The sequence below is a fragment of the Citromicrobium bathyomarinum genome, from assembly GCF_021021475.1.
GTDB lineage: Bacteria > Pseudomonadota > Alphaproteobacteria > Sphingomonadales > Sphingomonadaceae > Alteriqipengyuania > Alteriqipengyuania bathyomarina.
This window is the reverse complement of the sequence record NZ_JAINWL010000003.1, coordinates 76,353-102,146: the sequence shown is the minus strand read 5'-3', so window position 1 is coordinate 102,146 and position 25,794 is coordinate 76,353. Positions and strand designations below refer to the sequence as shown.

The 25,794-nt window shown below is 63.2% G+C and carries 27 protein-coding genes and 1 tRNA gene; 19 read left to right on the top strand and 9 right to left on the bottom strand.

Annotated elements, in window-relative coordinates:
* The first annotated feature begins 240 nt into the window (after positions 1-240).
* Genes K7H93_RS12100 through K7H93_RS12090 form a run of 3 tightly spaced genes read left to right on the top strand, consistent with a single transcriptional unit; the run spans position 241 to position 3,003 of the window.
* Positions 241-954 (top strand): ParA family protein, encoded by a 714-nt coding sequence (locus tag K7H93_RS12100; RefSeq protein WP_054524918.1) that lies wholly within the window; start codon positions 241-243, stop codon positions 952-954.
* Between the two features lie 11 nt (positions 955-965).
* Positions 966-1,628, top strand: a complete 663-nt coding sequence (locus K7H93_RS12095) for a hypothetical protein (protein WP_230783843.1) — start codon at positions 966-968, stop codon at positions 1,626-1,628.
* 4 nt (positions 1,629-1,632) lie between these two features.
* Positions 1,633-3,003 carry a tetratricopeptide repeat protein gene (locus K7H93_RS12090; protein WP_230783842.1) on the top strand — a complete coding sequence of 457 codons (1,371 nt, stop codon included), beginning with the start codon at positions 1,633-1,635 and terminating at the stop codon, positions 3,001-3,003.
* Positions 3,004-3,040: 37 nt separating this feature from the next.
* Here the strand turns inward: K7H93_RS12090 and K7H93_RS12085 are convergent, their stop codons facing one another.
* Together K7H93_RS12085 and K7H93_RS12080 are read right to left on the bottom strand one after the other, a co-directional pair.
* On the bottom strand, positions 3,041-4,270 hold the full coding sequence (locus K7H93_RS12085) for a dihydroorotase (protein ID WP_230783841.1): 1,230 nt from the start codon (positions 4,268-4,270) through the stop codon (positions 3,041-3,043).
* 10 nt (positions 4,271-4,280) lie between these two features.
* The gene (locus K7H93_RS12080; RefSeq protein ID WP_054524922.1) at positions 4,281-5,324 is read right to left on the bottom strand and encodes an aspartate carbamoyltransferase catalytic subunit; all 1,044 of its coding nucleotides are present in this window, start codon (positions 5,322-5,324) and stop codon (positions 4,281-4,283) included.
* Positions 5,325-5,436: 112 nt separating this feature from the next.
* On the opposite strand from K7H93_RS12080, the gene sppA reads away from it, so the two are divergent.
* The 3 genes from sppA to K7H93_RS12065 all read left to right on the top strand — a co-directional run bounded on the left by sppA (position 5,437) and on the right by K7H93_RS12065 (position 8,327).
* Positions 5,437-7,323 carry a signal peptide peptidase SppA gene (gene sppA, locus K7H93_RS12075; protein ID WP_230783840.1) on the top strand — a complete coding sequence of 629 codons (1,887 nt, stop codon included), beginning with the start codon at positions 5,437-5,439 and terminating at the stop codon, positions 7,321-7,323.
* Between the two features lie 65 nt (positions 7,324-7,388).
* Positions 7,389-7,463 (top strand) — tRNA-Val (locus tag K7H93_RS12070).
* Between the two features lie 213 nt (positions 7,464-7,676).
* Complete coding sequence (locus tag K7H93_RS12065) at positions 7,677-8,327, top strand: hypothetical protein (protein ID WP_230783839.1); 651 nt, start codon at positions 7,677-7,679, stop codon at positions 8,325-8,327.
* 251 nt (positions 8,328-8,578) lie between these two features.
* On the opposite strand, the gene K7H93_RS12060 is transcribed toward K7H93_RS12065, so the two are convergent.
* Genes K7H93_RS12060 through K7H93_RS12045 form a run of 4 tightly spaced genes read right to left on the bottom strand, consistent with a single transcriptional unit; the run spans position 8,579 to position 14,542 of the window.
* Positions 8,579-9,715, bottom strand: a complete 1,137-nt coding sequence (locus tag K7H93_RS12060) for a hybrid sensor histidine kinase/response regulator (protein ID WP_230783838.1) — start codon at positions 9,713-9,715, stop codon at positions 8,579-8,581.
* On the bottom strand, positions 9,712-10,278 hold the full coding sequence (locus K7H93_RS12055; protein ID WP_230783837.1) for a chemotaxis protein CheB: 567 nt from the start codon (positions 10,276-10,278) through the stop codon (positions 9,712-9,714). Before K7H93_RS12055 ends, K7H93_RS12060 begins: the two co-directional genes overlap by 4 nt.
* Positions 10,278-11,099 (bottom strand): CheR family methyltransferase, encoded by an 822-nt coding sequence (locus K7H93_RS12050; protein ID WP_420840385.1) that lies wholly within the window; start codon positions 11,097-11,099, stop codon positions 10,278-10,280. Before K7H93_RS12050 ends, K7H93_RS12055 begins: the two co-directional genes overlap by 1 nt.
* Positions 11,099-14,542, bottom strand: coding sequence for a response regulator (locus K7H93_RS12045; RefSeq protein ID WP_420840388.1), 3,444 nt, complete (start codon positions 14,540-14,542; stop codon positions 11,099-11,101). The genes K7H93_RS12050 and K7H93_RS12045 overlap by 1 nt, the downstream gene beginning before the upstream one ends.
* Positions 14,543-14,544: 2 nt before the next feature.
* Between K7H93_RS12045 and K7H93_RS12040 the strand changes: the two genes are divergently transcribed.
* From K7H93_RS12040 to K7H93_RS11980, 13 genes are all read left to right on the top strand, one after another.
* Positions 14,545-15,060 (top strand): ArsR/SmtB family transcription factor, encoded by a 516-nt coding sequence (locus tag K7H93_RS12040; protein WP_420840387.1) that lies wholly within the window; start codon positions 14,545-14,547, stop codon positions 15,058-15,060.
* A gap of 30 nt (positions 15,061-15,090) precedes the next feature.
* Entirely contained in the window at positions 15,091-15,624 is a 534-nt protein-coding gene (locus K7H93_RS12035; RefSeq protein ID WP_230783835.1) for an arsenate reductase ArsC, read from the top strand.
* Complete coding sequence (gene arsC, locus K7H93_RS12030) at positions 15,621-16,049, top strand: arsenate reductase (glutaredoxin) (RefSeq protein WP_230783834.1); 429 nt, start codon at positions 15,621-15,623, stop codon at positions 16,047-16,049. The genes K7H93_RS12035 and arsC overlap by 4 nt, the downstream gene beginning before the upstream one ends.
* A gap of 21 nt (positions 16,050-16,070) precedes the next feature.
* On the top strand, positions 16,071-17,141 hold the full coding sequence (gene arsB, locus K7H93_RS12025) for an ACR3 family arsenite efflux transporter (RefSeq protein ID WP_230783833.1): 1,071 nt from the start codon (positions 16,071-16,073) through the stop codon (positions 17,139-17,141).
* A gap of 15 nt (positions 17,142-17,156) precedes the next feature.
* A complete protein-coding gene (arsH, locus tag K7H93_RS12020) occupies positions 17,157-17,897 on the top strand; it encodes an arsenical resistance protein ArsH (protein ID WP_230783832.1) in 741 nt (246 codons plus the stop codon).
* Positions 17,898-18,024: 127 nt separating this feature from the next.
* Entirely contained in the window at positions 18,025-18,546 is a 522-nt protein-coding gene (locus tag K7H93_RS12015) for a DUF2946 family protein (protein ID WP_230783831.1), read from the top strand.
* 73 nt (positions 18,547-18,619) lie between these two features.
* The gene (locus tag K7H93_RS12010; RefSeq protein WP_230783830.1) at positions 18,620-19,096 is read left to right on the top strand and encodes a DUF2244 domain-containing protein; all 477 of its coding nucleotides are present in this window, start codon (positions 18,620-18,622) and stop codon (positions 19,094-19,096) included.
* A gap of 28 nt (positions 19,097-19,124) precedes the next feature.
* Entirely contained in the window at positions 19,125-19,808 is a 684-nt protein-coding gene (locus K7H93_RS12005; RefSeq protein ID WP_230783829.1) for a copper chaperone PCu(A)C, read from the top strand.
* Positions 19,801-20,457, top strand: coding sequence for an SCO family protein (locus tag K7H93_RS12000; RefSeq protein WP_230783828.1), 657 nt, complete (start codon positions 19,801-19,803; stop codon positions 20,455-20,457). Before K7H93_RS12005 ends, K7H93_RS12000 begins: the two co-directional genes overlap by 8 nt.
* Positions 20,458-20,621: 164 nt before the next feature.
* Complete coding sequence (locus tag K7H93_RS11995) at positions 20,622-22,592, top strand: TonB-dependent siderophore receptor (protein WP_230783827.1); 1,971 nt, start codon at positions 20,622-20,624, stop codon at positions 22,590-22,592.
* A complete protein-coding gene (locus K7H93_RS11990; protein ID WP_230783826.1) occupies positions 22,592-23,548 on the top strand; it encodes an alpha/beta hydrolase in 957 nt (318 codons plus the stop codon). The genes K7H93_RS11995 and K7H93_RS11990 overlap by 1 nt, the downstream gene beginning before the upstream one ends.
* 344 nt (positions 23,549-23,892) lie before the next feature.
* Positions 23,893-24,276, top strand: coding sequence for a hypothetical protein (locus K7H93_RS11985; RefSeq protein WP_054526758.1), 384 nt, complete (start codon positions 23,893-23,895; stop codon positions 24,274-24,276).
* Positions 24,273-24,701, top strand: coding sequence for a hypothetical protein (locus K7H93_RS11980; protein WP_230783825.1), 429 nt, complete (start codon positions 24,273-24,275; stop codon positions 24,699-24,701). The genes K7H93_RS11985 and K7H93_RS11980 overlap by 4 nt, the downstream gene beginning before the upstream one ends.
* A 23-nt stretch (positions 24,702-24,724) precedes the next feature.
* On the opposite strand, the gene K7H93_RS11975 is transcribed toward K7H93_RS11980, so the two are convergent.
* The 3 genes from K7H93_RS11975 to K7H93_RS11965 are packed head-to-tail and all read right to left on the bottom strand — an operon-like array spanning position 24,725 to position 25,777.
* Positions 24,725-24,898, bottom strand: coding sequence for a hypothetical protein (locus K7H93_RS11975; protein ID WP_156323747.1), 174 nt, complete (start codon positions 24,896-24,898; stop codon positions 24,725-24,727).
* 4 nt (positions 24,899-24,902) lie between these two features.
* Positions 24,903-25,232, bottom strand: a complete 330-nt coding sequence (locus K7H93_RS11970) for a hypothetical protein (RefSeq protein WP_054526760.1) — start codon at positions 25,230-25,232, stop codon at positions 24,903-24,905.
* Complete coding sequence (locus K7H93_RS11965; protein WP_230783824.1) at positions 25,229-25,777, bottom strand: hypothetical protein; 549 nt, start codon at positions 25,775-25,777, stop codon at positions 25,229-25,231. Before K7H93_RS11965 ends, K7H93_RS11970 begins: the two co-directional genes overlap by 4 nt.
* Between the last annotated feature and the right edge of the window lie 17 nt (positions 25,778-25,794).

Genomic DNA, 25,794 nt, shown 5'->3' with positions numbered 1-25,794 from the left:
AGATGGTTAACCCGCCATTACCACCCTTGCGAACCACTCGCCACGCCGTACCAACGCCCCGCCCCGTTGTGCGACGCTTTGGCAGCCCGACTTTACCGTCCGCCTTTCTCGATATGCCGAGCGATCGGCCTTCCCTGCCTTAACCCTAAATAAAGGACATCCTGCGAAGCCATACGCGTGCATCGAACCCGTTTGCGGGTGAACGATGCGGGACGTGCAACAATTGGGGGAACAGTCCCGGTGCGGGTATTGGCATTGGCTTCACAGAAGGGCGGATCGGGCAAGACCACCTTGTCCGGCCATCTTTCAGTCCAGGCCCAGCGTGCAGGCGCGGGGCCGGTGGTGCTGATCGATATCGATCCGCAGGGCTCGCTGGCGGACTGGTGGAACGAGCGCGAGGCGGATTATCCGGCCTTCGCGCAGACCACGGTCGCGCGGCTCGCGCATGATCTTCACACCTTGCGCGAACAGGGCTTCAAGCTTGCCGTCATCGACACCCCGCCCGCCATCACGATGGCGATCCAGTCGGTCATTTCGGTTGCAGAACTGATCGTCGTGCCGACCCGTCCCAGCCCGCACGACCTGCGGGCGGTCGGCGCGACGGTCGACCTGTGCGAACGCGCGGGCAAGCCACTGGTCTTCGTGGTCAACGGCGCGACACCCAAGGCGCGCATCACTTCGGAAGCGGCGGTCGCGCTGAGCCAGCACGGCACCGTCGCTCCGGTGACCGTCCATCACCGGACCGATTTCGCCGCATCGATGATCGACGGCCGCACGGTCATGGAAATCGATCCCGATTGCCGTAGCGCGACGGAGATCGCCGCGCTGTGGAATTACGTGTCCGACCGGCTGGAAAAGAACTTCCGCCGGACGGTCTTCGCCGCACCCGGCGCGGCGGCCCACCTGCCGCAGGCCCCGCGCCAGGGCGTGTTCGGCCGCCGGGTCGCGCAGTAGGTGCACCGGGCATGACCGACATGAGCTTTGCCTCGCTTTCCCCCGGCCTGCTTGCCCGCAAGGGCGGCGCGAAACCGGCCATGCGCCGTCAGTCGCCGATGGTCGATGGCACAGTCGCGGGGGCGCACATGCAGCACCCGCTGACGGCGGAGAGTGCGCTAGAGGATCTGGGCTGGAACGATCTGGGCGAACCCGGCGATACGCAGCCGGTCGCGCGCGAGACCGCTCAGCCAGCCGACTATCACGATGCCGCCGAAGACGCGCCGGACAGCGCGTTCGCCCCGCTTGGCAAGCACACGCGCAGCACAGCCGCGCCCACGTATGAGACCGCACCTGAGCAGGATCGCGCCGACGAAACTCCCAGCGAGCCGGACGTAGCCGAACCGGTCGCGGCCGTTCGCACCAAGGCCCCGCGCCTCCCGCGTCCCAGTCTTGCGGTCGCCAGCGCACCTCAGGTCAGAGGCGGAGCAAAGGCCGCAACGAAGGGCAAGCGCACCGCCTTCACGCTGCGCCTGGACCCAGAGCGTCATCTCAAGCTGCGGCTGGCCTGCACGCTCGCCAACCGGAGCGCGCAAGCGCTCGTCACCGAAGCGGTGGACGCCATGTTCGCCGCCACACCCGAGCTCGAACAGCTTGTCGCCCGCGTCCAATCGCGCCCCCACAAGGAGGGATGAACCGATGATCCGCCAGAACTTTTCCAAAACCCTGATGCTTGCCACCGCGCTGGCCACGCTCGGCCTGACTGGCTGCGCAGGCGGTATCGGCGGTGCGAAAACCGCATCGGCCAGCGACGCCGCCACGGCCCGCGCCGACGGCAATACCGACAGGGCAGTCACCCTGGCCGAACAGGCCGTGCTCGCCGCGCCGAATGATCCGGCGGCAAAGGCAGAGCTCGGCTCCTCCTACCTCGCGGCGGGCCGCTTCGCATCCGCGCAGCAGGCGCTTGAAGAGGCGCTGGTGCTCGGCGATGTGAGCCCGCGCACTGCGCTGCGCTATGCACTCGCCTCGATCGCGCTGGGTGACAACCGCGCCGCGATCGAGACGCTGGGCGAATGGCGTGACGCGATCGCTCCGGCCGATCTGGGCCTCGCCTACGCGCTGGCGGGCAATCCCGAACTGGGCGCACAGATCATGCAGAACGCGTTGCGTGGCGGGGAGAATACTCCGACCATGCGCCAGAACCTCGCCTATGCCTACGCGCTGGGCGGCAACTGGGCCGCCGCGCGGATCATCGCCGCAGAAGACGTCGCCCCGGGTGAGCTGGATGCGCGCATTTCCGAATGGGCGCGCGTCGCCCGGCCGGAAGACTACACCGCCCGCATCGCCAACCTGCTCGGCGTGCAGCCGCAGGCCGATTCCGGCATGCCCGCGCAACTGGCGCTGGGCGGCGCTCCGAATGCGGATCAGATGCTCGCAAAGGCTGCCGCAGCAACCGCTGCCGCGAGCCCGGTCACGGGCGAACTTCCGCCGGTCGATCTGCTTGCTTCCAGCGGAGCGGCACGTTCGCTCGCCCCGCTCGACGCTGCGGTGGGCGCGCGCGATACGGTCTCGACCGAATTCGACAGCACCTTTGCCAAGGCGGATGCGAAGGCCCCGGCCACGTCGAAGCCCGCGCCCAAACCTGCGCCCGCTGCAAGTTTCGCCAGCGCACCGGTGGTCCAGTCGATCCCTGCGCGAGCCGCGCCTGCGCCCGCGCCGGTTGCGGCAGCCAAGCCCGCCCAGACATCGGCCTCCGCAGCGCGCGAAGACCTCGCAGGCGGCACGCACCTGGTGCAGCTGGGCAGCTATGGCAGCGAAGCCGATGCCAAGCGCGGCTGGGCGATCTTCGTCAAACGCCACCCGCAGGTCGCAAGCCGCGAGCAGGTGATCACCCGCGCCAAGGTCAACGGGCAGATCTATTACCGCCTGTCGGCCGGCAATCTTGCCGCATCGAGCGCGCAGTCGCTGTGCCGCACGGTCAAGGCCGCCGGTCACGGTTGCATCGCGTGGGAACAGAGCAGGCCGCTGCCCGGCACGCTCGACGCGGGCCGCCGGGTCGCGACCCGCTAAGTGGCTCTCAGATTGAACGGGGGCGTCGGTCGACTGGCTAGTCGACCCTGACGCCGCCCTTCCACAGGCCCAGCACCCGGCCCTGCATCGGCTGACCGTCGAACGGCGTGTTGTCGGCAGTCGCGGCCATCTTGCGCCGGTCCACGATCCACGGCTTCTCCGGATCGACCAGTGCGATGTCGCCTTCATGGCCCTCGCGCAGCACGCCCGCATCGACGCCAAGTAGCCGCGCGGGCGCACCCGCCAGCAGATCGAACGCGCGCGGCAGAGCGATAACCCCGTCGCGCACCAGCGTGAGCGTGGTCGACAGCAACGTTTCGGCCCCCGCCATCCCGGGCTCCGCATCTGCGAAGGGCAACCGCTTGTCCTCCGGCCCGCGCGGATCATGCCCGCTCGAAATCACATCGATCGTCCCGTCGGCAATCGCGGCGACCACGGCGTGGCGATCGTCTTCGCTGCGCAAGGGCGGCGAGAGCCTGCCAAAGGTGCGGAAGTCGCCGATTGCGAGGTCGGAGAGCATGAAATGCGCGGGCGTCACACCTGCGGTCACCGTCACGCCGCGTGCCTTGGCACTGCGTACCAGATCGAGCGCGGCGGCTGTCGTCAGCTGACGGAAATGAATGCGCGCACCCGCCATCTCGGCGAGCGCGATGTCGCGCGCGACAGCCAGCGCCTCGGCTTGCGGCGGTGCGCTGGGCAGGCCCAGCCGGGTCGCCATCTCGCCCGCGCTTGCCACGGCATCGACCGCCAGCCCGCCATCCTCGGCATGCGCGACCACGACCATGTCGAGCATCGCGGCATAGCTCAGCACGCGCAGCATCACGCCGCTATCCACGATCCAGCGCCTGCCGGTGGCGATCCCGCGCGCACCCGCCTCACGCATCAGTGCGACCTCGCCCAGTTCCTCCCCTGCCAGCCCGCGCGTGGCGGCGGCCAGCGGGTGGACCCAGAAGTCGGGCTTGCCGCTCTTGGCGATGTAATTGACCCGGCTCGGCAGATCGAGCGGCGGCGACTGATCGGGCATCAGCGCCGCGCGGCTGATCCCGCCGAAATGGAACGCAGGCTTGTCGACCGCGAATACGCCGAGATCGACGAGGCCCGGCACGACCAGCTTGCCTTTCGCGTCGACAACCTCGTCGTCGGGCTGGGCCTGCCCTGCCCCGATCGAGGCGATCATGCCGTCGGCGATCCGCAGCGTGCCGTCGACGACACCCTCGGGCGTCACCAGCTTGCCGTTGACGAAGGTGATGGGTCTGGTCTGTTTCATTGCCGCCCCCTCACTTCCACTGCCCTTGACCCAGCGGGCGTTCCCATCCGGGAACCCCGCGCGCGCGGCGGGTCAGCACGTCGAGGCACGCCATCCGCACCGCGACGCCCATCTCTACCTGCCGGGTGATGATCGACCGGTCGAGCATGTCGGCCACGTCGCTGTCGATCTCCACGCCGCGGTTCATCGGGCCGGGATGCATCACCAGCGCATCGGGTGCCGCGCGGCGCAGGCGCTCCTGCGTCAACCCGTAGAGGTGGTGGTATTCGCGGGTCGAGGGGATGAACTGCCCGCTCATCCGCTCCGCCTGAAGGCGCAGCATCATGACCACATCCGCGCCTTCCAGCGCAGCGTCGAAATCGACGAAGGGCTTCGCGCCCATCATCTCGATTCCCGCCGGCATCAGCGCAGGCGGCGCACAGACCCGCACGCTCGCCCCCAGCGCCTGCAGGCACAGGATGTTGGACCGCGCGACCCGGCTATGCGCGATATCGCCGCAGATGGTGACGACGAGGCCGGTAAAGTCCTCCGCGCCCTCGCCCCGCTCGTCCAGCGCATGGCGCAGGGCCAGCGCATCGAGCAGCGCTTGCGTAGGGTGTTCGTGGCTCCCGTCGCCCGCGTTGAGCACCGGGCAATCCACCTTGCCGTCGATCAGGTCGACCGCACCGCTCGACGCGTGGCGGATGACAATGGCGTCCGCGCGCATCGCATTGAGCGTGATCGCCGTGTCGAGCAGGGTCTCGCCCTTCTTCACGCTCGACTGCGCGGCATGCATGTTGACCACGTCCGCGCCCAGCCGCTTGCCCGCAATCTCGAAGCTCAGCAGCGTGCGCGTGCTGTTTTCGAAGAAGGCGTTGATGATCGTCATCCCGGCCAGCAGGTCGCAATGCTTGTCCGGCTGGCGGTTGAATTCCACCCACTGCTCCGCCTCGGCGAGCAGATAGAGGATCTCGTGCCGCTCTAGCTGCGCGATGCCGGTCAGGCTGGGATGCGGGAATGCGTGTCCGCCCGCCGGGAAGCGGTCGGAATTCGGGGGGGAGCCTGCAGATGCCATTAAAGCAATGCCACTAGTCGAGGCATGTATGTCGCTCAAGCACATTCGGCTGGAGGTTCGTGTTAACGCCCCTTAGGTATGGGAAGCTAAAAGCTACGGGGCTCTCGATACCATGGAATTTGCGAAGAACGTCTGGAAACTGCTGGTTGGGATCAAGGACGGCCTCTCGCTGCTGTTCCTCCTGCTGTTCTTCGCGCTGCTGTTTGCAATCCTGACCGCGCGGCCCAACCCGGCCAGCGTCAAGGATGGTGCCCTGCTGCTCGACCTCGATGGCTTCATCGTCGAGGAGAAGGCCCCGATCGACCCGTTCTCCGTACTCCTCTCCGGCCAAGCCCCGACCGGCGAGCACGACGTGCAGGATCTGGTCCACGCGCTGGACACCGCGGCGGAAGATGACCGGGTCAAGGCGGTCGTGCTCGACATGCGTACGTTCCTCGGCGCGGGCGCAGTGCACCTGCGCGAAGTGGGCGCTGCGCTGGACCGGGTACGCGCGGCGGACAAGCCCGTGCTCGCCTATGGCATGGCCTATTCGGACGACGGCCTGCGCCTCGCCGCACATGCCAGCGAGGTGTGGCTCGATCCGCTGGGCGGCGCGATGATCGCCGGGCCGGGCGGCAAGCGCCTGTATTACGGCGACCTGCTCGACAAGCTCGGCGTCAATGCACGCGTGTTCAAGGTCGGCACCTACAAGTCGGCGGTCGAACCCTATCTGGGCAATTCCATGTCCGAACCCGCACGCGAGAATGCGCGCGAGCTGTACGGCGAGCTGTGGAGCGAATGGCAGGCGAGCGTGAAGAAGGCCCGCCCCAAGATCGACATCGAACGTGTCGCACAGACCCCTGCCGAATGGGTCGCATCCGCGAATGGCGACATTGCCAAGGCAGCCGTGGCAGCAGGCATGGTCGACAAGCTGGGCAGTTGGACCGCCTTCGGTGATCGCGTTGCGGAAATCGCGGGCAAGGACAAAAGCGACAGCAAGCCCGGCTCCTTCGCCCATACCGATCTTGCCACCTGGCTGGCGGACAATCCGTTCGATGATAGCGGCGATGCGATCGGCGTCGTCACCATCGCGGGCGAGATCGTCGATGGCGATGCCGGCCCCGGCACCGCGGGTGGCGAACGGATCGCCGATCTGCTCGACGATGCGCTGGACGACAATCTGAAAGGCCTGGTCGTGCGGGTCGATTCGCCGGGCGGCTCCGTGCTCGCCTCCGAAGCGATCCGCGAGGCGATCCTGCGGCACAAGGCCAAGGGCATCCCCGTCGCGGTCAGCATGGCGAATGTCGCGGCCAGCGGCGGCTACTGGGTTTCGACCCCCGCCGACCGCATCTTTGCCGAACCCGAGACGATCACCGGCTCGATCGGCATCTTCGCAGTGCTACCCACCTTCGAGAAGCTGGCCAGCAAGGTCGGCGTGAGCGCGGATGGCGTCAGCACCACGCCGCTGTCCGGCCAGCCCGATTTCGTCGGCGGCTTCAATCCGGAGACCGAGCAGATCCTGCAGGCCTCGATCGAGAACGGCTATGACCGCTTCCTTGGCATCGTCGCCAAGTCCCGCGGCAAGACGCCCGCGCAGATCGATGCGATCGGCCAGGGCCGCGTGTGGGACGGCGGCACCGCCCGCCAGAACGGCCTGGTCGACCAGTTCGGCGATCTCGACGATGCGCTGGCATGGGTCGCAGGCAAGGCCGGGCTCGAAGACGACGCCTACCACGCGCGCTTCCTCGGCAGCGAATCCAGCGAATACCAGACGCTGCTGCGTCAGCTGGTCGGCGGCGGCGATGCCAGGGCACGCGGTGGCGACCTGTTCGCGATGACCGCCCAGCGCGAGGCACAGACCCCGGCACGAATCGCACAGGATCTGCAGAAGATCATCGAAACGCCCGGAATGCGCGCCTATTGCCTCGCCTGTCCGGAGCCTTCGGGCGCGGTCCGCAACCAGCCGGACGCACGCAATGGCGACTGGCTGAACGTGCTTGCCCGTCTTTTCGGCGATTAAAGCGCTTGCGCTGAGGCGACAGGATTGGCAAATGCGCCCCTCGGCATGGCCCCGAGGGGCCGTCCGGGCGCGTAGCTCAGTGGTAGAGCACACCCTTCACACGGGTGGGGTCGCAAGTTCAATCCTTGCCGCGCCCACCATCTTTCCAATGACTTAGAAGAGATGGCCCGCGTTTCCATGAAAAAAACATGAAAAACCTGGGTGGACACCGGCGAACGTCGGCGGGGATGTTGGCGCGATGAGAATTGGGGCTATCGTCGGCTCAATCGGCCTGCACTTTCGCAGCGAACCAGAGGGTTACCGCATTTTCACGATTGGCTGACAAAAATGGCCGTCCAAAATCGAGAGAAAGCATGACCGCCCATCAACCAATCCTGCCCGCCAAGGCCATCGAGCTCGTCAAGTCCAGAAACCTTGATGGGGCCGATGCTCTCCTCGCCGATTTTGCTGCCGCTGGGCTCATCAAGACGTATGCGCTCATGCGGGAGGTTAAGCCCGCAGGTCGGCCAGCCAAAATGGTCCGGGATGCCCAAATTCCGGCAGAGGATTGGGAGAGGATTGTCTCATCCAACAAAGTTGATGTGGCTTTGAGCGGAACCACTGTCCGACTCGAAGGATCGCCTCTTCAAGGAGGAACGCCATCGGTGCGGATTACTGGCATTAGTTTCTCCGAAACCTCGCTTCTCACGGTCCTTGATCGATACTGTGCGAAATCACCCGACAGAGTCGCGAAGCAACCCAATATTTGCCAAGCGGCGACGAAGATCGAGAGCGCCACCCCGTCCACGAACCTTTCCAAATCTGAGGAAAGGTATGAGGACCTTATAAAACCGGGCGCTCTCACTGTGTCTGTCGCGCAGGCCATGCAGGCAACCGGATTGGGTCGAACAAGCATCGACAAGCTAATGCGAAATGGCACGCTCGTTAGAACGAAAGTCGGCAGACGAACACTAATTAGCGTCGAAAGCATCGAGCGTTTGGTCGGTGCGAAGGTAGCCGGATAGTTAGCAAATACGAAGGTCTTAAAGTCCGCTTTGCGCCCTAGTTCCGGTCATTCGAGGGTTCGGGTTTTTGTCCTGAAAGCCGCCGCTCTCAATGCGGATCCTTTGAGTTCGCGCCCTTGGCGCCGAGCGCTCAAAGAGCTTCGCCCGGATGCATTAGACTACCTGCCGCGGGCGTCTCTTATTCCGGAAGCATTTCATCCTGGATGATCGGAGAAAGGAGCTCCATCGCTCGCAGACGGCTGTATTCGAGTTCAATCTTGCTGAGCTAGCGGCAACCACACCTCAAACGTGCTGCCTTCTCCCGGCGCGCTCTTGGCGAGGCATATTTCACCGCCGTGCAATTCCACAAGTTGTTTGACCAGGGCGAGACCGATTCCCAGTCCGTCACCGACAATTCCGAAACCATTGTCCGATTGCTCGAACATTCCGAATATCATCGATTGCCTCTCGGCCGGGATACCTACGCCATTGTCGGATACGGTAAGGGTCACTCGATCATCCGACTTTGTAATGACGAGCGCGATCTCGCCGCCGTTCGGCGTATACCGTGCCGCATTGCCGACGATATTGCCGACAATCTGGATGAAGCGCGCTGGATCGACGTCAAGTGTGACCGGATCATCCGGCAATTCCACCAGAAGTTGGTGATTTCCCGCCTCGATCGCCGGACTAATACTTTCCAGAGCCGGTGGAATGAGATCGCTGAGCAGGAGCGTTTCCCATCGCAGCGAAATCTTGCCGCGCTCGATGCGGTTAATGTCGAGCAGATCGTCAACCAGCCGGGTCATGTGCCGCAGGCTTTGTCGTATTGACTGGTGCACAGTGCCGCGGTCGAGGCCTTCTCTCGGACGCTCGAGGATGTTGAGACCAGCTGCCAGCACCGCCAGCGGGTTGCGCAATTCATGGGCCAGGACCGCCAGGAACCGGTTCTTCTGCTGGTCGGCGGCTTGCAGCGCTTGGGTCAGGGTTGCCAACTCGTCCCGCTGCGAAATGATCTGATGACGCTGGACGAACATATCGAAGAAGACGCTCGACTTGGATCGCAGGATGTCGGCTTCGATCGGCTTCTGGATGAAATCGACCGCGCCCGCCTCGTATCCGCGGAACTTGCGCGCCGCTTCCCCGCTGCCTGCAGTGAGGAAGATGATTGGAATATGGCGCGAACGCTCGTTCGCACGCATGATTTCGGCCAGTTCGAAACCATCCATTCCGGGCATCTGCACGTCGAGCAGGGCAAGCGCATATTCGTTGCCCAGCATCAGTTCGAGAGCTTCCTCGCCGCTGTGGGCCTTGTGCAATTCAAGGCCTTCACGTGCCAGCAGCGCCTCTAGCGCGAGCAGGTTCTCCTCAAGATCGTCGACCAACAGGAATTTCACGGTAATGGTCATCGCGCGATCATCGCCTCCAGAGCAGGTTCGATTTCTTCCAGTTGCATGGTCCGCGCGCTGGGACAGGCGGCCAGGGCAGCCTCGGGCATGGTCGCGACTTCTGCCGTGGCGGGGATTTGCACGATCCCCTGTCCACCGGCGGCACATACGGCCCGCAGGCCTTGGGCCCCATCGCTGTTTGCCCCGGTCATGACGATGCCGGCCAATCCCGGACCAAAGGCATCGGCTGCGCTTTCGAACAGCACATCGATCGCGGGGCGCGAGTGATTCACATGCTCGTCGGACGACAGGGCAATGGTCCCGCTGGCTTCGACGAGCAGATGGTAATCCGGCGGAGCGAAATAGATCGTGCCGGGCGCGAGCGGTTCCTTGTCCTCCGCCTCCTTGACCGGGAGCCGACACTTTGCGGCGAACAGGTCGACGAGCGAATTGCTCTGCCGTGGCGGGACATGGACGACCACGAGAACCGGGGCGGGAAAATCCGCCGGCAGCCTGGGGAGCACCTGCGACAGCGCCTGGACGCCGCCCGCGGAAGTGCCGATTACGACGGCCTCGACGCTCATCACGCGCTCCTCCGGTAGATTTTCTCCTCTCGCACGAATTCGGCGAACATGTCCGCATGTTCCGAAAAACGCAGGCTTTCCTTCGATCCAATGCCGAGAAACCCGCCGCGCACGAGCGACTCGCCGAACAAGCCCACGACCCGGTCCTGCAACTCGCGATCGAAGTAGATGAGCACGTTGCGACAGGAGATCAGGTGCATCTCGCCAAAGGCTGCGTCGGTCACCAGGCTGTGGTCCGCAAAGACAGTGCGTTCTCGCAGCGACTTGCTGAACACGGCCCGGTCGTAGTCCGCGGTGTAATGGTCCGACAGCGAGCTATGCCCGCCCGACAGGCGGTGGTTCTCGGTGAACAGTTGGATGCGGTCGAGCGGATATACGCCCGCCTGCGCCGCACGGAGGGCAGCGGGGTTGATATCGGTAGCATAGAAGATCGTCCGTTCGAACAGCCCCTCTTCCGCGAAAAGAACGGCCAGGGAATACAACTCCTCGCCTTGGCTGCACCCTGCAACCCATACCTTGAGCGAGGGATAGGTGCGCAAATGCGGCACGACCTTCTCGCGCAGCGCGCGAAAATAGGATGGGTCGCGGAACATCTCGCTGACCTGCACAGTGAGGAAATTCAGCAGCTTCGGGAGGATGCTCTCGTCGTGGAGAACGGCCGACTGGATATCGGAGATGCTGTCGTATCCCCACTGGCTGCGGGCCTGCAGCAGCCGCCGCTTGATCGACGCCCGAGCATAATGACGGAAATCGTAGTGATAATGGCGATAGACGGCATCCAGCAGCAGCTGGATCTCGATATCCTCGATACTTTCGCTCATCACCGCGGCATCCATACGCGCACCAGTGACAGCAGCTTGTCCACATCGATCGGCTTGGCCATGTAATCGTTCGCGCCTGCATCGATGCATTTTTGCTGATCGTCGGGCATCGCCTTGGCCGTAAGCATAACGATCGGCAGCCTCTTCCAGCGCGCATCGGCGCGGATCGCGCGGGCGGCGGTAAGGCCGTCCATCACCGGCATCATCACGTCCATCAGCACGAGGTCGATGGCCTTATCGGGATCGTCCGCAGCCTCGCCGAGCGCGTCGAGCGCCTCCTGCCCGTTGCGCGCGATCTGCGTCAGCGCACCGCGCGGCTCAAGGATGCTGGTGAGCGAGTAGACATTGCGCACGTCGTCTTCGACAATCAGTATGCGCCGTCCTTCCAGCGCGGCGTCGCGATGGCGCGCCTTCTCGATCATCTGGCGTTGTTCGGGCGGCAGGTCCGATACGACCCGGTGGAGGAACAGCGAAACCTCGTCCAGCAGCCGCTCGGGCGACTTGGCACCCTTGATGATGATCGAACTGGAATAGCGGCGCAGGCGCTGCTCCTCGTCGGCCGACAGGTCGCGGCCGGTATAGACGATGACCGGCGGAAGGGGCCCGTCCTTCTCCTCGCTCAACGTTTCGAGCAGCGAGAACCCCGACGCATCGGGCAGTGCGAGGTCGAGAACCATGCAGTCGTATTGCCCCTCGCGCAATTCCTCGAGGCATTCGGCGGCGGTGCCGACCCCCACAGTCTCGACATCCTGCGAACCGAGCAGGCGGCCCACCGCTTCGCGCTGGACCTTGTCATCCTCCACGATCAGCACGCGCCGCACGCGCGAAGCCAGTTTCTCCTGCAAGCCCGAGAGCACTTCGGCCAGACGTTCGCGCGGGGCGGGCTTTTCGAGAAAGCCGATCGCGCCGAGCGCCAGCGCAGTCTGGCTCTGGTCGGTCCCGGATATGACGTGGATCGGGATATGGCGCGTTTCTTCCTCGTGTTTGAGCCGGTCGAGCACGGTCAGGCCGGACTGGTCGGGTAATCCGATATCGAGCACGATCGCGCTCGGGCGATATTCGCGGGCAAGCTCGATGGCTTCGGTCGCCGTTCCGGCAATGATGCACTGAAAGCCCAGCTCGCGCGACAGGTCGCACACGATACCGGCGAAGGTCGTGTCGTCCTCGATCACCAGCAAGAGCCGCTTGTCTTCCGAAAGGTCCTTGCGGTCGTCTTCCAGCACGGGCGCAGTCGCTTTTGCGGATTTTGGCCTGGCTGTTGCGCGCGAGGGGGTGAGCGCCGTCTCCGTGGCTACCTCGCCAGCAGAGGGAATCTGCCTCCGTGCGACCATTGCGGGGTCATATGTGGCGGGCACACTGACGATAAAGGTGCTGCCCTTGCCCTTTTCGCTTTCGAGACGGATGGTGCCGCCAAGCAGGCGGACGAGCTCGCGCGAAATGGACAGCCCCAGCCCCGTGCCGCCGAACTTGCGACTGATCGTGCCGTCCGCCTGGCGGAAGGCTTCGAAGATCGCCTCGCGTTGTGCTTCGTCGATGCCGATGCCGGTGTCGGCCACGGCGAAGTCGACCATATCGTTCTCGCCCGGCGATATGGTCAGGGTGACGCTTCCGTCCTCGGTAAACTTGATCGCGTTGGACAGCAGGTTTTTCAGCACTTGCTCCAGCCGCATCCGGTCGGTCTCGATCGAACGCGGCGCACCGGATTCCAGCGCGATGCTGAGTTCCAGGCCGCGCTGCTGTGCAAGCGGCTCGAAAACCTTGCGTAGATCGGAGGTCAGCCGATCGGTCGAAACCGTGCCAGCCTCGATTTCGACATGGCCGGCCTCGATCTTCGACAGGTCGAGGATGTCGTTGATGAGGTTCAGCAGATCGTTGCCCGAGGATTCGATGGTGCGGGCAAACTTGACTTGGTCGGCGGTGAGATTGCCGTCGCTGTTGTCTCCGAGCAGCTTGGACAGGATCAACAAAGAATTGAGCGGCGTGCGCAACTCGTGGCTCATGTTGGCGAGGAAATCCGATTTATATTGGCTCGCCTGTTCCAGCTCGCGCGCCTTGAGCTGCAGCGCGGCCGCCGCGCGCTTCAGTTCGTCGCGCTGTCCTTCAAGGGCCTGCGCCTGCTCTTCGAGCTGGCTGTTGGTCTGTTCCAGTTCCACTTGTTGGAGTTCAAGGCGCGCTTGGGATTCCTTCAGCGCGTTGCCCTGCTCCTCGAGCTCCTCGTTGGAAACCCGCAGTTCCTCGCTTTGGGCCTGCAATTCGGCTGCCTGCCGCTGGGTTTCCTCCAGTGCTTCCTGCAATAGCTCGCGGAAGCGCGCCGAGCGGAGCGCGACGCCAATCGAGCCAGAGACATTGTCGAGCAATTCGTGCACGCGATCATCCACGGCATCGAAATATCCCAGCTCGACGATCGCGTTCACCGAACCTTCGTTGAAGACCGGAGCCAAAACGAGATGTCTCGGTGCGTCGCTGCCCAGTGCCGATCCGATCTTCAGATAACCAGCAGGTATGTCCGACAACGTGGTTGCGCGCGCATCCGCCGCCACCTTGCCGAGGAGGCCTTCGTTCAGGCCGAATGTCTCCGGCACGGAGGCGCTGTCCGCAACGCCGAGCAGGGCCGCGCGATTGAACGTGCCGCTCTCGCCCTTGAAGAGTGCCCCGGCATTCGCGCCGGTTCTTTCGGCAAGAAACGACAGCACGGCGTCAGCCACCTGGGGCACCGTCTTCTCGCCCCGCATGGCCTCGCTCAATTCCACCTGTGCAGCCTGTAGCCAGCTCTGCCGCTCGCGAGTTCGGCTGGCTCTTGCCATGATGATGAAGATGGCGATCGTCAGTGCGATGCCGATCAGGCTGGTGATGATGGCGCTGATGATCGCGGCACGCGAAGCCGCTGCAAGCTCGGCGACCCGCTGCTGGCGCTCCCGCGCTTCTTCGACGTTCATCTGCGCGATTTGCTGCCGGATCACATCCATAGCGATCCGGCCCCGATCGTCGTCGATCATCTCTATGGCTGCTGCGAAGCCCTCATCACGACGAGTCTGGATGGAACGTTCTGCGAGGCCGAGCCGGGTTTCGACTGCGGATCGAAGTATGCCGAAGCTCTGGCCCTGAACCTCGTTGGCCTGCGTCAGCGTTTCAAGTGAGGAGAGGCTACGGCGAACATCTTCCATTCCCGTTCGATAGGGTTCAAGATATTCGTCCTCACCCGTAATGGCGAAACCACGCTGGCCGCTCTCCACATCGAGGGTCGCGATCAGCAGCTCGTCGAGCGCCGTGAGCACCTCGTGGGTGTTGCGGATACGCGCCTCGTTCTCCCGCATATCGATCACGTTGGTGTAGGCGGCGAATGCCGTGACGAGGAAGAACCCGACGCCCACCAGCAACCCGATGATCGACCACCGGGTGGAGGAGAGACGGATGCCCTGTTTCGTCTTCAGTTCTTGCAAAATCTATCAACCTTAAAGGACGAGGCTGCCGCCCTAAATACACGCAAATTCCGGCAAGCAACTGTTTTTCTACCGGACAGGATACCGACCAGAAATCCGTAAATTCGATTATTCTCGAATTATCGATTGCGCTGGTTCGCAGGCGCTTTAGAACACGTTCAAAGCAACCGGAGATTCGTATCACACAGGGCGATCAGATCTGGGCCGTCGATGCTCTGCAGGCCCTCGGGCACGAAACGCGATTGTCGGTCTTCCGCATGCTCGTGAAGGTGGGGCCCGACGGTTTGATGGCGGGCGAGATTGCACAGGGTTGCGGGGTTCCCGCCTCCACGATGTCGCATCACCTTGCAAATCTCGAGCGAGCAGGCCTTGCGACATCGCAGCGCGAGAGCCGGGTGATCCGCTACCGCGCAGATTACGCCGGCATGCGGCAGCTGCTCGCCTTTCTGATGGAAGATTGCTGCCAGGGGGATCCGCTGCTCTGCGCCGATTTCTCCGAAATTTCTGCCTGTATGCCCTGATCGTCAACCACAGCTCATTTCGAGGTTCCGATGTCTGACAAGGTCTACAACGTCCTGTTTCTCTGCACCGGGAATTCGGCGCGTTCGATTCTGGGCGAAGCGCTGATGAACAAGATGGGCGAAGGCCGGTTTGCCGCTTGCAGCGCCGGTAGTCAGCCAAAGGGCGATGTGCATCCGATGGCGATCGAAGTGCTGGGCAATTTCGGCTATCCGGCCGATGGCCTGCACTCGAAAAGCTGGGATGAATTCACGAAGCCCGGCGCGCCCGAGTTCGATTTCATCTTCACGGTGTGCGACAATGCCGCTGGCGAGAGCTGCCCCGTCTTTCCAGGCAAGCCTATCACCGCCCACTGGGGTGTCGAAGACCCTGCGGCCGTCGAAGGAGAGGGACAGCGTAAGGCGTTCCTCGATGCCTTGAGCTATCTCAAGCGCCGGATCGAACTGTTCCTGATGCTGCCGATCAAGACTATCGACGAGATGTCAATGCGCAGCAAACTCGCCGAGATCGGGCGCGAGGAAGGCGCCAGCATCAAGGCACAGGCCAAAGACGCGGACGCCCAATGACCTCCGACATCGTCATCTACCACAATCCCGAGTGCGGGACCTCGCGCAACGCGCTCGCCATGATCCGCAATGCCGGGATCGAACCGCACGTGGTCGAATACCTCAAGACGCCACCATCGCGCGGAATGCTCGAAAGCCTGATCGCGCGGGCCGGCATCACCCCTCGCGAGCTGCTGCGTGAGAAAGGCACGCCGTTCGCCGAACTCGGTCTCGACAATCCGGCCCTGTCGGACGAGCAACTGATCGACGCGATGATGGAGCATCCGATCCTGATCAACCGGCCGCTGGTGGTTTCGCCGCTCGGCGTCAAGCTTTGCCGCCCGTCGGAAGAGGTGCTCGATCTGATCCCTGCCGAGCAGCGAGGGGCGTTCGCCAAGGAATACGGCGAACAGGTGGTCGACGCCGACGGCGCGCGCGTGCGCTGACCGGGTAACAGGACAGGCAGGATGAACCAGACTACCGCAGACCCCGCTCCGGCGGCATCCCCGCTCGGCACTTTCGAGCGGTTCCTGTCGCTATGGGTGCTTCTCGCAATCCTGGCGGGCCTCGGCCTGGGCCTGATCGCCCCGGAGGCGGTCGGTGTCCTGGCCGGCCTGGAATACGCCTCGGTCAACCTGGTGGTCGCGGTGCTGATCTGGGCGATGATCTTCCCGATGATGGTTGGCGTCGACTTTTCGAGCATCAAGGACGTCGGTCGCAAGCCCAAAGGGCTTATCATCACGCTGGTCGTCAACTGGCTGGTCAAGCCGTTCACGATGGCGGCGCTGGCGGTGCTGTTCTTCGATTTCCTCTATGCCGGGCTGATGTCGGAAAGCGATGCAGACCAGTATATCGCCGGGCTCATCATCCTGGGCGCAGCACCTTGCACCGCCACGGTGTTCGTCTGGTCGCAGCTGACGCGGGGCGATCCGGCCTACACGCTGGTGCAAGTGTCGGTGAACGACCTCGTCATGATCTTCGCCTTTGCGCCCATCGTGGCGCTGCTGCTGGGCGTGACCGATATCGTTGTGCCGTGGGAGACGCTGCTCCTCTCGGTCGTGCTCTATGTCGTCATTCCGCTGGTGGCAGGGGCGATCGCCAGACGGCAGGTCATTCGCTCGCACGATGGGGACGAGGCGGCGGTCGATGCCTTCACTGCGCGGCTCAAGCCTTGGTCGATCATCGGCCTGCTGGCGACCGTCGTGCTGTTGTTCGCCTTCCAGGCAAGCACCATCCTGTCCAACCCGCTGCTGATCTTGCTCATCGCCATTCCGATCATCATCCAGTCCTACGGGATTTTCGCCTTCGCCTATGCTGCTGCCAAGGCGTGGAAAGTGCCGCACGACATAGCCGCGCCCTGCGCGCTAATCGGCACATCCAACTTCTTCGAGCTGGCGGTGGCCGTTGCCATCGGCCTGTTCGGGCTGACGAGCGGCGCAGCACTGGCGACCGTCGTCGGAGTGCTGGTGGAAGTCCCGGTGATGCTGTCGCTGGTGGCCTTCGCCAACCGCACGCGCGATCGCTTCCCCCAGTCCTGAGACAAACCGAGCCTTATGTCCCGCCTTCGCACCCTGTCCGATCCCGATCATCTGCCCGCGCTGCGTGCCGAGTATCTCCATCGCAATCCAGCACTGGGTCTCGGCACCATGGACCCGCCGCCGCGCATCCTGCTGCTCTATGGCTCGCTGCGGGAGCGATCCTTTTCGCGGTTGGCGGTGGAGGAAGCGGCGCGCCTGTTGCAGTTGCTCGGCTGTGAGACGCGGATCTTCGACCCATCCGACCTGCCGCTACCGGATCAGGTGAAAGACGACGATCATCCCGCCGTTCATGAGCTGCGCGAGCATTCGCTGTGGTCGGAAGCGCAGGTGTGGTGCAGTCCCGAGCGGCACGGCCAGATGACCGGGATCATGAAGGCGCAGATCGACCACCTGCCACTGGCCTACAAAGGCCTGCGCCCGACACAGGGACGCACGCTGGCCGTGATGCAGGTATGTGCCGGTTCGCAGAGCTTCAACACGATCAATACGCTGCGCGTGCTGGGGCGCTGGATGCGCATGTTCACCATCCCCAACCAATCCTCGGTAGCCGAGGCCTACGAGGAATTCGACGAAGCCGGGCGGATGAAGCCGTCTGCCTATTATGACCGCATCGTCGACGTGATGGAGGAACTGGTCCGCTTCACCGTCCTCCTGCGGCCGCATGCAGATCAACTGGTCGATCGGTATTCCGAACGCGTGGACAAGGGTTTGCCAGTAGAAACGCACGTCGAGAAAGCCGGATTAGCAGCAGACTGACGAATGTCGGAGGCGGCTTGTGCAGAAAGTCTGCTTCGTAGGGATCCACGCTTCAAAACAGACATTCCGCTAGCAGCCCATTCTCTGCCGGTCAGCATGGTGCCCCATAGCGGTCTTCGAACAGCTCTTGCTCGCGCCGAAAGCGGACATTCACTGGCGGCCGGTGCATGACGCCGGAATAAGCTCCACGCATAGCCGGCTGACAAACGCGAAGCTCGTGTCTAAGGCGCTCGCAGAAATGCAACCCTTGCGCGCCTTGATTCGAGATCACCGCCACTTTGCGCTGGCGCTGCTCGTGCTGGCATTCTGCATCAAGGCAGCAATCCCGTCCGGCTTCATGGTCTCGGCATCGCCAGATACCGTGCTGACTGTGACGGTCTGCTCCGATGCGTCCGATGGTCTCAAGACCATGGAGATAGTAATCCCCGCCAAGGAACGGGGCAGCGAACATCACGATGGGGCGAAAAACGGCGAACACTGCGCCTTTTCGGGTCTCGCCAAGGTCGCTGTGGGTGGTGCCGATGCATTCCTGCTGGCGCTGGCTGTTGCCTTCATCCTCGTGCTCGGCCTTGCGCCTGTGCGCCGCCTGCCGTGCCGGCAGTTTTCCCACCTCCGCCCGCCATTGCGCGGGCCACCGGCAGTAGCCTGACAATCCAACCCTGATTTGTCGGCCCCACCGGCTCGCGCCCTAGTCGCGCGCTCCGGTCTGTCGGAGTTTCACCATGTATTCGATTCTCAGCTGCCCTAGCGGGCAGCTTGTGGCGGAGGAATCCGTCCGGTCCGCGCCCAAGGCGGGGCTGTTCCTGCATTTGCGGGAAAACCGATCGCAGCTTTCCCATGAAGCGCGCGTCACTTTCACTGTGCTCATCGGCCTGTTCATCGCCATGGCGATCCTGCCCGTAATCAAGGGCAACATGCTGCTTCCAATGTTCGCGCTCGGCACCATGGCGCTGCTGGTCGGCGCCATCGAATGGCATCAGCGTTCGCAGCCCGCTGCAGAATGGCTGGCGATTGAGGACAACCGGCTGCTCTGGACCAGCAATCGCGGCGATCCTGTCGATCTGCCTGCACGGGTAACGCGCCTTGTTCAGGATGAGGCCGTCCCGTCCCGCCTGCGGCTTTTCTGGAGACCCAGTGGCACCGGATCGAGATCGGGCGCTGCCTTAGCCTCGAAGAGAAGCGCGCGATCGCCCCGCTGATCGCCCGCCGGCTCGGGGAGGTTCACACATGATGCATGCGACCCTGAACAATCGCCAGGCACGATTGCTGATGCGTATCCGCTGGCTGGCATGGGGAGCGATTGCGATCCTGATCGCCGCCGATTTTGCCGCACGAGCAGACCGCCACCCGTGCCGGCGGGGGCTGCGGCTGCACACGCAATACGGAGACTACCTGATGACTATCCGGATCATTCTCGCCGCCACGGCCCTCGCCGGCTCAGTCCTGCTGTCGGCCTGCAATTCCGCACCCGAAACGGAAGCGCCGACAGAGGCTGAAACTGCCACCAGCCAGATTGCCATCACCGGTCAATGGTCGCGCGAAACCGCCTTTGGCCAGGACGCAGGCGGTGCCTTCATGACCATTAACAACAGCGGCACGGGTGCCGACCGCCTGACCGGCGGATCGACCCCGGTGGCGGGCGAGGTGCAGGTCCACACGGTCGACATGACCGATGGCGTGATGCGCATGCGCCAGCTCGAGGACGGACTGGAAGTGCCCGCTGGCGGCTCCGTCACGCTCAAGCCGGGCAGCTTTCACATCATGCTGATGCAGCTCTCGCAGCCGCTGGGGCAGGGTGAGACCGTTCCGCTGACGTTCAACTTCGAGAAGGCTGGTCCGGTCGAGGTGGAACTCGTTGTCGAGCCGGTTGGGTCGCAGGGGCCGGACGCGGCGGGAGGCAGCAATGACTGATCCGTTTCCCGAACTCGAGGAAGAGCAGACCCCGCAAGAGCGCGCAGCAGGTTTGAAGACCTTCCGGATGGTCGTTTGGATGCTGGTCGCGCTTGTCGCAGGGGTCGGCTTGTTCGCGTTCTTCGGCCCAGACCGGCACAATGGTCCTGGCGAGCCGACCGACTACGGCGACACGGTCGGTGGCGCATTCTCGCTGACGGCGCCGGACGGCTCCACGGTCACCGACCAAACGCTTTCGGGAAAGCCGTTCGCGATCTTCTTCGGCTTCACCCGCTGTCCGGACGTGTGCCCGACAACCCTGTCGCGCCTGGCCCAGCTGCGCACGCGGATGGGCGAGGACGGCGACAAGTTCCAAATCGTCTTTGTCTCGGTCGATCCCGGATACGACAGCCCCGAGGACATCGGGCGCTATGTCGATCTTTTCGGCACGCCGATCATCGGCCTGACCGGATCGGGCGAGGCCATCGCCAAGGCCACAGACGCCTACCACGCCTTCTACCAGAAGGTGCCGGTCGAAGGCGGCGACTACACCATCGACCACACCGCCGCCGTCTACCTGATGGATGCCGACGGCAAGCTCCAGTCCATCATCGATTACCACGAAAGCCCGGAAACCTCGCTCGCCAAGCTCGAGCGGCTGGTCGGCTGAACAGGAAAGACAAGTTCAGATGAGAATCACCATCGCCGCATCGCTTCTCGCCACCAGCGTTCTGGCTGCGCCTGCGTTTGCGCAGGATGTCGCGGAAGACAGCAAGGGACAGACCGGCAGCTGGCTTGCCGAGACCATCGTCGTAACGGGAGAGCGAGAGGGATATGCCGCGCCTTCGTCGTCCGCATCCGCGCGCCGACACACCGCTCATCAAGGTTCCGCAATCGGTTCAAGTCATAACCGACACGTTGCTGAAGGAGCAGGATCGCCGCCAATTGAACGAGGCGCTGGTCAACGTGTCCGGGGTGACACCGACCCGGTCCGAAGAGAACGTGTTCATCCCGCCGATCGTGCGCGGCTTCCCGGCGGAAGTCTATCTCGACGGCTTGCCGATCTTTGCCGGAAACCAGCAGGCCTATGACCCCAGCAGCCTGGTCGGTGTCCGCCGGATCGAAGTGCTCAAGGGGCCGACGGCGACCTTGTATGGAGGCGGCCTGGGAACGCCGCTCGGCGGGCTGATCAATGTCGTCACCGCGCGACCTGACGGCGAGATGGGCGGATATGTCGCGCTGCGAGCCGGCAGCTTTTCTACGATCAATCCCTATGGCGAACTCAATCTGCCGCTCGGCGGTGATGTCGCCGCGCGGATCGTCGGTGAATACCAGAGCAATGACAGCTGGATCGATCTTGCCGATGGAGAGCGCTGGTCGGTGCAGCCCAGCATTGCGTTCCGGCCCGGACCAAACACCGAGCTGCTGTTGCAAGGCCAGTTGAACCATCGAAGCAGTCTGGAATATTCCGGCATTCCCGCAGGTCAGGCCCTCGCGGGCGAGATCCATCGCCATGCCTTTCCCGGCGCGCCCATAGGGCAGCCGCGGACCGAGAACGACAACCGGATGGGCACCGCCAGCCTGCGGCACGCCTTTTCGGATGGTCTCGTCCTGAATGTGACCGGACGCTATTACTCCGGCGAGATCGACGAGTTCGGCAGCTTCGTCTCGCCCTCCTTCTTTCCGGCCGATCCGGCGACCCCCACGGTCTACCCAGTCGCCCCGGTAACGATGGATACACGCACGAAGGAAGCGACTTTCGACGCGAACCTGATGCTGCGCACCCAAGCTCTCGGCGGAGAACACACGCTCCTGCTGGGCGCGAGCTATGACTGGACGAGCTTCTACAGTGCGATGGGCCTGTTCGTCAGCAACACGCCTTCGGGGACGATCAACCTAGCCGATCCGGCCTACGAATTGACTTATACGCCGCAGGTTCCGGTAAATTCCTTCACCGACGACCGGTTCGAGACATTCGCGGTCTATCTGCAGGACCAGGCGACCTACGGCCCGCTGAACCTCACAGGCGGCGTGCGGCTCACGTCGCTCAAGTTCATCGAGGACAGCAATATCGGGGTGGACAATAATTCCACCTATACGCGCCTCTCTCCGCGTATCGGCGCGACGCTCGATGTCGTTCCGGGCGTCGCCCTTTACGCCGGCTATGTCACCGCCTTCCGGGCACCATTCGGGTTCCTCGGCTTCGACAGCCCGCGGCCCGAAACCTCGAACAATATCGAAGGTGGGGTCAAACTGGCGCTTCCCGATGCAGGCGTGTCCGGCACCATCGCCGCCTTCCGCCAGGTTCGCGAGAACGTAACCATTTCCGATCCCGACAATCTCGGTTTCTTCATCCAGAGCGGACGGCAGCGCGCCAGCGGCCTGGAGGTCGATCTGGTCTGGGAGCCGAGCCGGGCATTCTCGCTACTTGCGAGCTACGCCTACACCGACACGCGCGACGATGCCGCGGCTCCGGGCGATGAACTGACCCGCGTGCCCGCAAGCAGCGGACGCATCGCGGCTCGCTACCGCGTGCTCGATGGACCGCTCTTCGGACTTTCGTTCGGTGCCGGGATCACCGCCTTCACATCACGCGAACTCACCTTGCCCAACACCATCGCGGTGCCGGGCTATGCCGTGATCGATGCGCAGGCGTCCTACGATCTGGGTCGCTTCTCGATCGGCGTGTCGGTCATCAATCTCGGCGGACGCGAAGCATTCGATCCCTTCTCCTATTTTGGCGATGCCATCGTCGCTCCTAATCAGCCGCGCTCGGCCTTCGTCACCCTCAAGGCGGAGATCTGATGATGGTCGGCAGGATAAACGCAGCGATGGCGATGTTCGTCGCCATGGCAGTGGCGAGTTCGACGGCCCTATCAGCACAAGAGCCTGGATTGGTGATTCCCCTCTACGAAGAGGGAGAGATAACCCCGCTCAGCGTGCCCGAAACGCAGGTGCACGTCGAAGAAATGGACGAAACGCTGATCTTCAATGTCAGCAATCCGACGCTGGAGCTGTTTCGCCCGGCGCAGGGGACGGCCAACGGCGCCGCGGTGATTGTTGCGCCCGGCGGCGGCTTCGTCGCCATCGGATATGAACAGGGCGGGACAGTGATCGCTCGCAGATTGGCAGAGAACGGGGTCGCCGCGCTGGTCCTGAAATATCGCACCATTCAGAGCTCAGGCGATCCGGCAGACATTCCGCAAGTCCATCTCGATGAGATGAGCGCGCTTATGGCACGCGCAGGAACCGGCACTCCGGAGGCGATCCCGGCATTTGCGGGCGAGGCAGCCGGTGTGGAGGATGGCGCCCGTGCCGTGCGCTTCGTTCGAGACCACGCTGCGCGATGGGGCATCGATCCGGAGCGCATTGGCATGCTCGGTCTATCGGCAGGAGCCTTTATCGCTTCCGACCTGGCCACCTGGCCTGAGGCGAGCCGCCCCGATTTTGTCGGCATGCTCTACGGCGGACTGCGAAATCCAGTGCCAGCCGATGCGCCACCTGCGTTCATCGCAGCTGCGGCGGACGACGAGCTTCTGCCCGAAGACAGCGTTCGCGCCTTTGTCGCTTGGCGCGCTTCCGGCGTGCCCGCGGAACTGCACATCTACGATCACGGCAGGCACGGTTTCAATCTCCGGCCTAAGGGCGCGACCAGCGATGCCTGGTTCGATCAATTTCTAGGATGGCTGTCCGCGAGGGGCCTTCTGCGTCCGATTGACTGGCGCCTGCAAGGCGGCCCACAACCGTCGCAACCGGAATGACGGCTTCCGGTCCAATGATGGTAGGAGGCGTCATCTTGCGAGGCAGATCACGTTCGAGATGAAGAACGTAGCCGCCGTTGAGCGAGGGCACGTAGACCAACTCAACCGGTATCTCACGGACGAGCTCGGAAAGTTCGGTGTCTTCGTGACTCGTAATCCTCTCAAAAAGGCGATTTTTAAGCGGACAATCGACCTGTGGTCTGGACAGCGACGGGCGCTAATCGCATTAACTGATACCGACATCGAACAAATGGTCGAAGTCTTCGACAGCAAGCAAAGAGACCCTCTCGACGTTTTAAAAAAGAAATACGTCGAATTTCGTAGGGCTTGCCCGGGGTGACCTAATGAACAACCATAACGAAATCGAAGCTCTCGAAAAAATTACCGGCCAGCTTCAGGGTTTCCACAAAGAGATTAGCCTTCTCGCAAAGAAAGCACCCAGCGACGGAGTAAATAACTTCAAGCTCGGTTTGATCAACAAGACCATTGCGGTCGCAAATGACGTGCTGGGCGCGAAGTATGCGCCACTTGACGACTTTGAAGGCTTCGACGCAGACGACGCGCCATCCACGAGCGATGTGACTCTCGTGCTCGCACAATACCTCGAGGAGGCGGAGCGCTATCGTGCCGACAACATTAAGTCGACACACGCTGGCTGGTTCTACGTATTGGACGGGAACGTCAGTACCGTAAGGACCGGTGCACCTTTGAAAGTGGGACGAAAATGAGCGACTACGAACACGTAACGACCGACGCAGCGGTGGCTACTTATGAAACCGCCATTGAGGTGTTCAAAGCGCTGCTGAAAGAAGTTCGCGAGCTCTCGAAGAAGAAGCCCGACGCGACGTTGAGCGCAAACAAGGTCAAACTGGTCAACGCCGTCCTCACGGACATCCTGACCTTTCTTGAGAACGAACCCGAGGGGAAATACCTCTCACCTCTGGAGGACGAGGAGCTTCCCCAAGTCAGCGATGCACTAATGATGATGGTTCAGTTCGAGGCTGGCTTAGCCGCGTTCAACAATCGGTATCGGAAGTATATCAGTTACGGGGCTTTCGACGGAGAGCATCACTGGATCACAGAAGAGCAGCTTGCCACGTGGAACGACGCCGATGCCGAGTTTGAAGAGGAGGATGACCAAGATGGCAGCTGATCGACATTTGTAGCTACACTTCTTCAAAGCGCGTACGGATTGTCGTCGCGCTTCCGGCAGTCCTTACACAGCCGGTTGTGCGGCCCCTCGCTCGCGAAGGGCTTGCGGCAGGCGAGGCAGGCCCGCTCGACGACCGGGTGCGCGACCCGCTCGGCCTCGGTCTCGCACAGCACCCGGTAGTCGGTCTCGCGGGGCATCGCCCTAGTTCACCGTTGCCTTGAAGTAGCCGTAGGCCGCCGCCTGCCGGTCGGACATCTGCTCGACCGCCTCGCGGACGAGCCCGCTCCCTCGGAGGGTATCGGTCCAAACCTCCCGGCGAGCCCCGCGCCACGCGAGCAGCCCGAAGGACGCGCCGAACTCGAGGCGGTCGACGCTGTAAAGACGGGCGAAGTCGTTGACGCTCTCGACCGTCGGCATCCCGTCGGGCGAAGTCGCGCGGGCGTGGAGGAGGACGGCGAGGCGCGCGTCGAGCATGAGGTCGTCGAAGAGCGCTCCCGCGCCGTCCCGGATGCGGTCGTCGGCCCGGCTCACCGCGCGCTCTCCATGTGCTCGTCGTAACGCCGCGAGCGCTTCGCCAGCCGCGCGTTCTCGGCGGTCCGAAGCGCGCCGCGTCGTCCGGACGCGCGGCTCAACTGATCGCTCATGTGGCTTGTTATCGCTCGCCACATATAAAGCTGTCCGGTCCGCTCGCTTCTTCCGAGATACTGCACGAGCGCTCCCCGAACGCCTTGGAGGGAAACGAGCAGTTCCGGCTCTACCGCCCTCACGGACGCTCTTAGCATGCTCGCGCAGGCATCGATCCCGACAATGTTGGGAATGTCGACCGACGCGACGAGTTCGGTCAACATCACAGTATCGAAGTTATACTCGGGCAGCGCCGCGCTCACCTCGCTCGAGTTGAACGCCGCGCCTCTCTCCGCCGCCAAGATTTCGCTTCTGACGCGCTGTCGTTCGCTACGGTTCTCGATCTGCCAGACATTGGGATCGAACCAGTCCTGGATGAGGAATTCCAGCTCGATTCGCTTGTCCTCGAGATTCTGCAGTTTTATCGGATCGGCCGCCCACTTATCTCTCAAGTGGCAGAAGTAGCTGT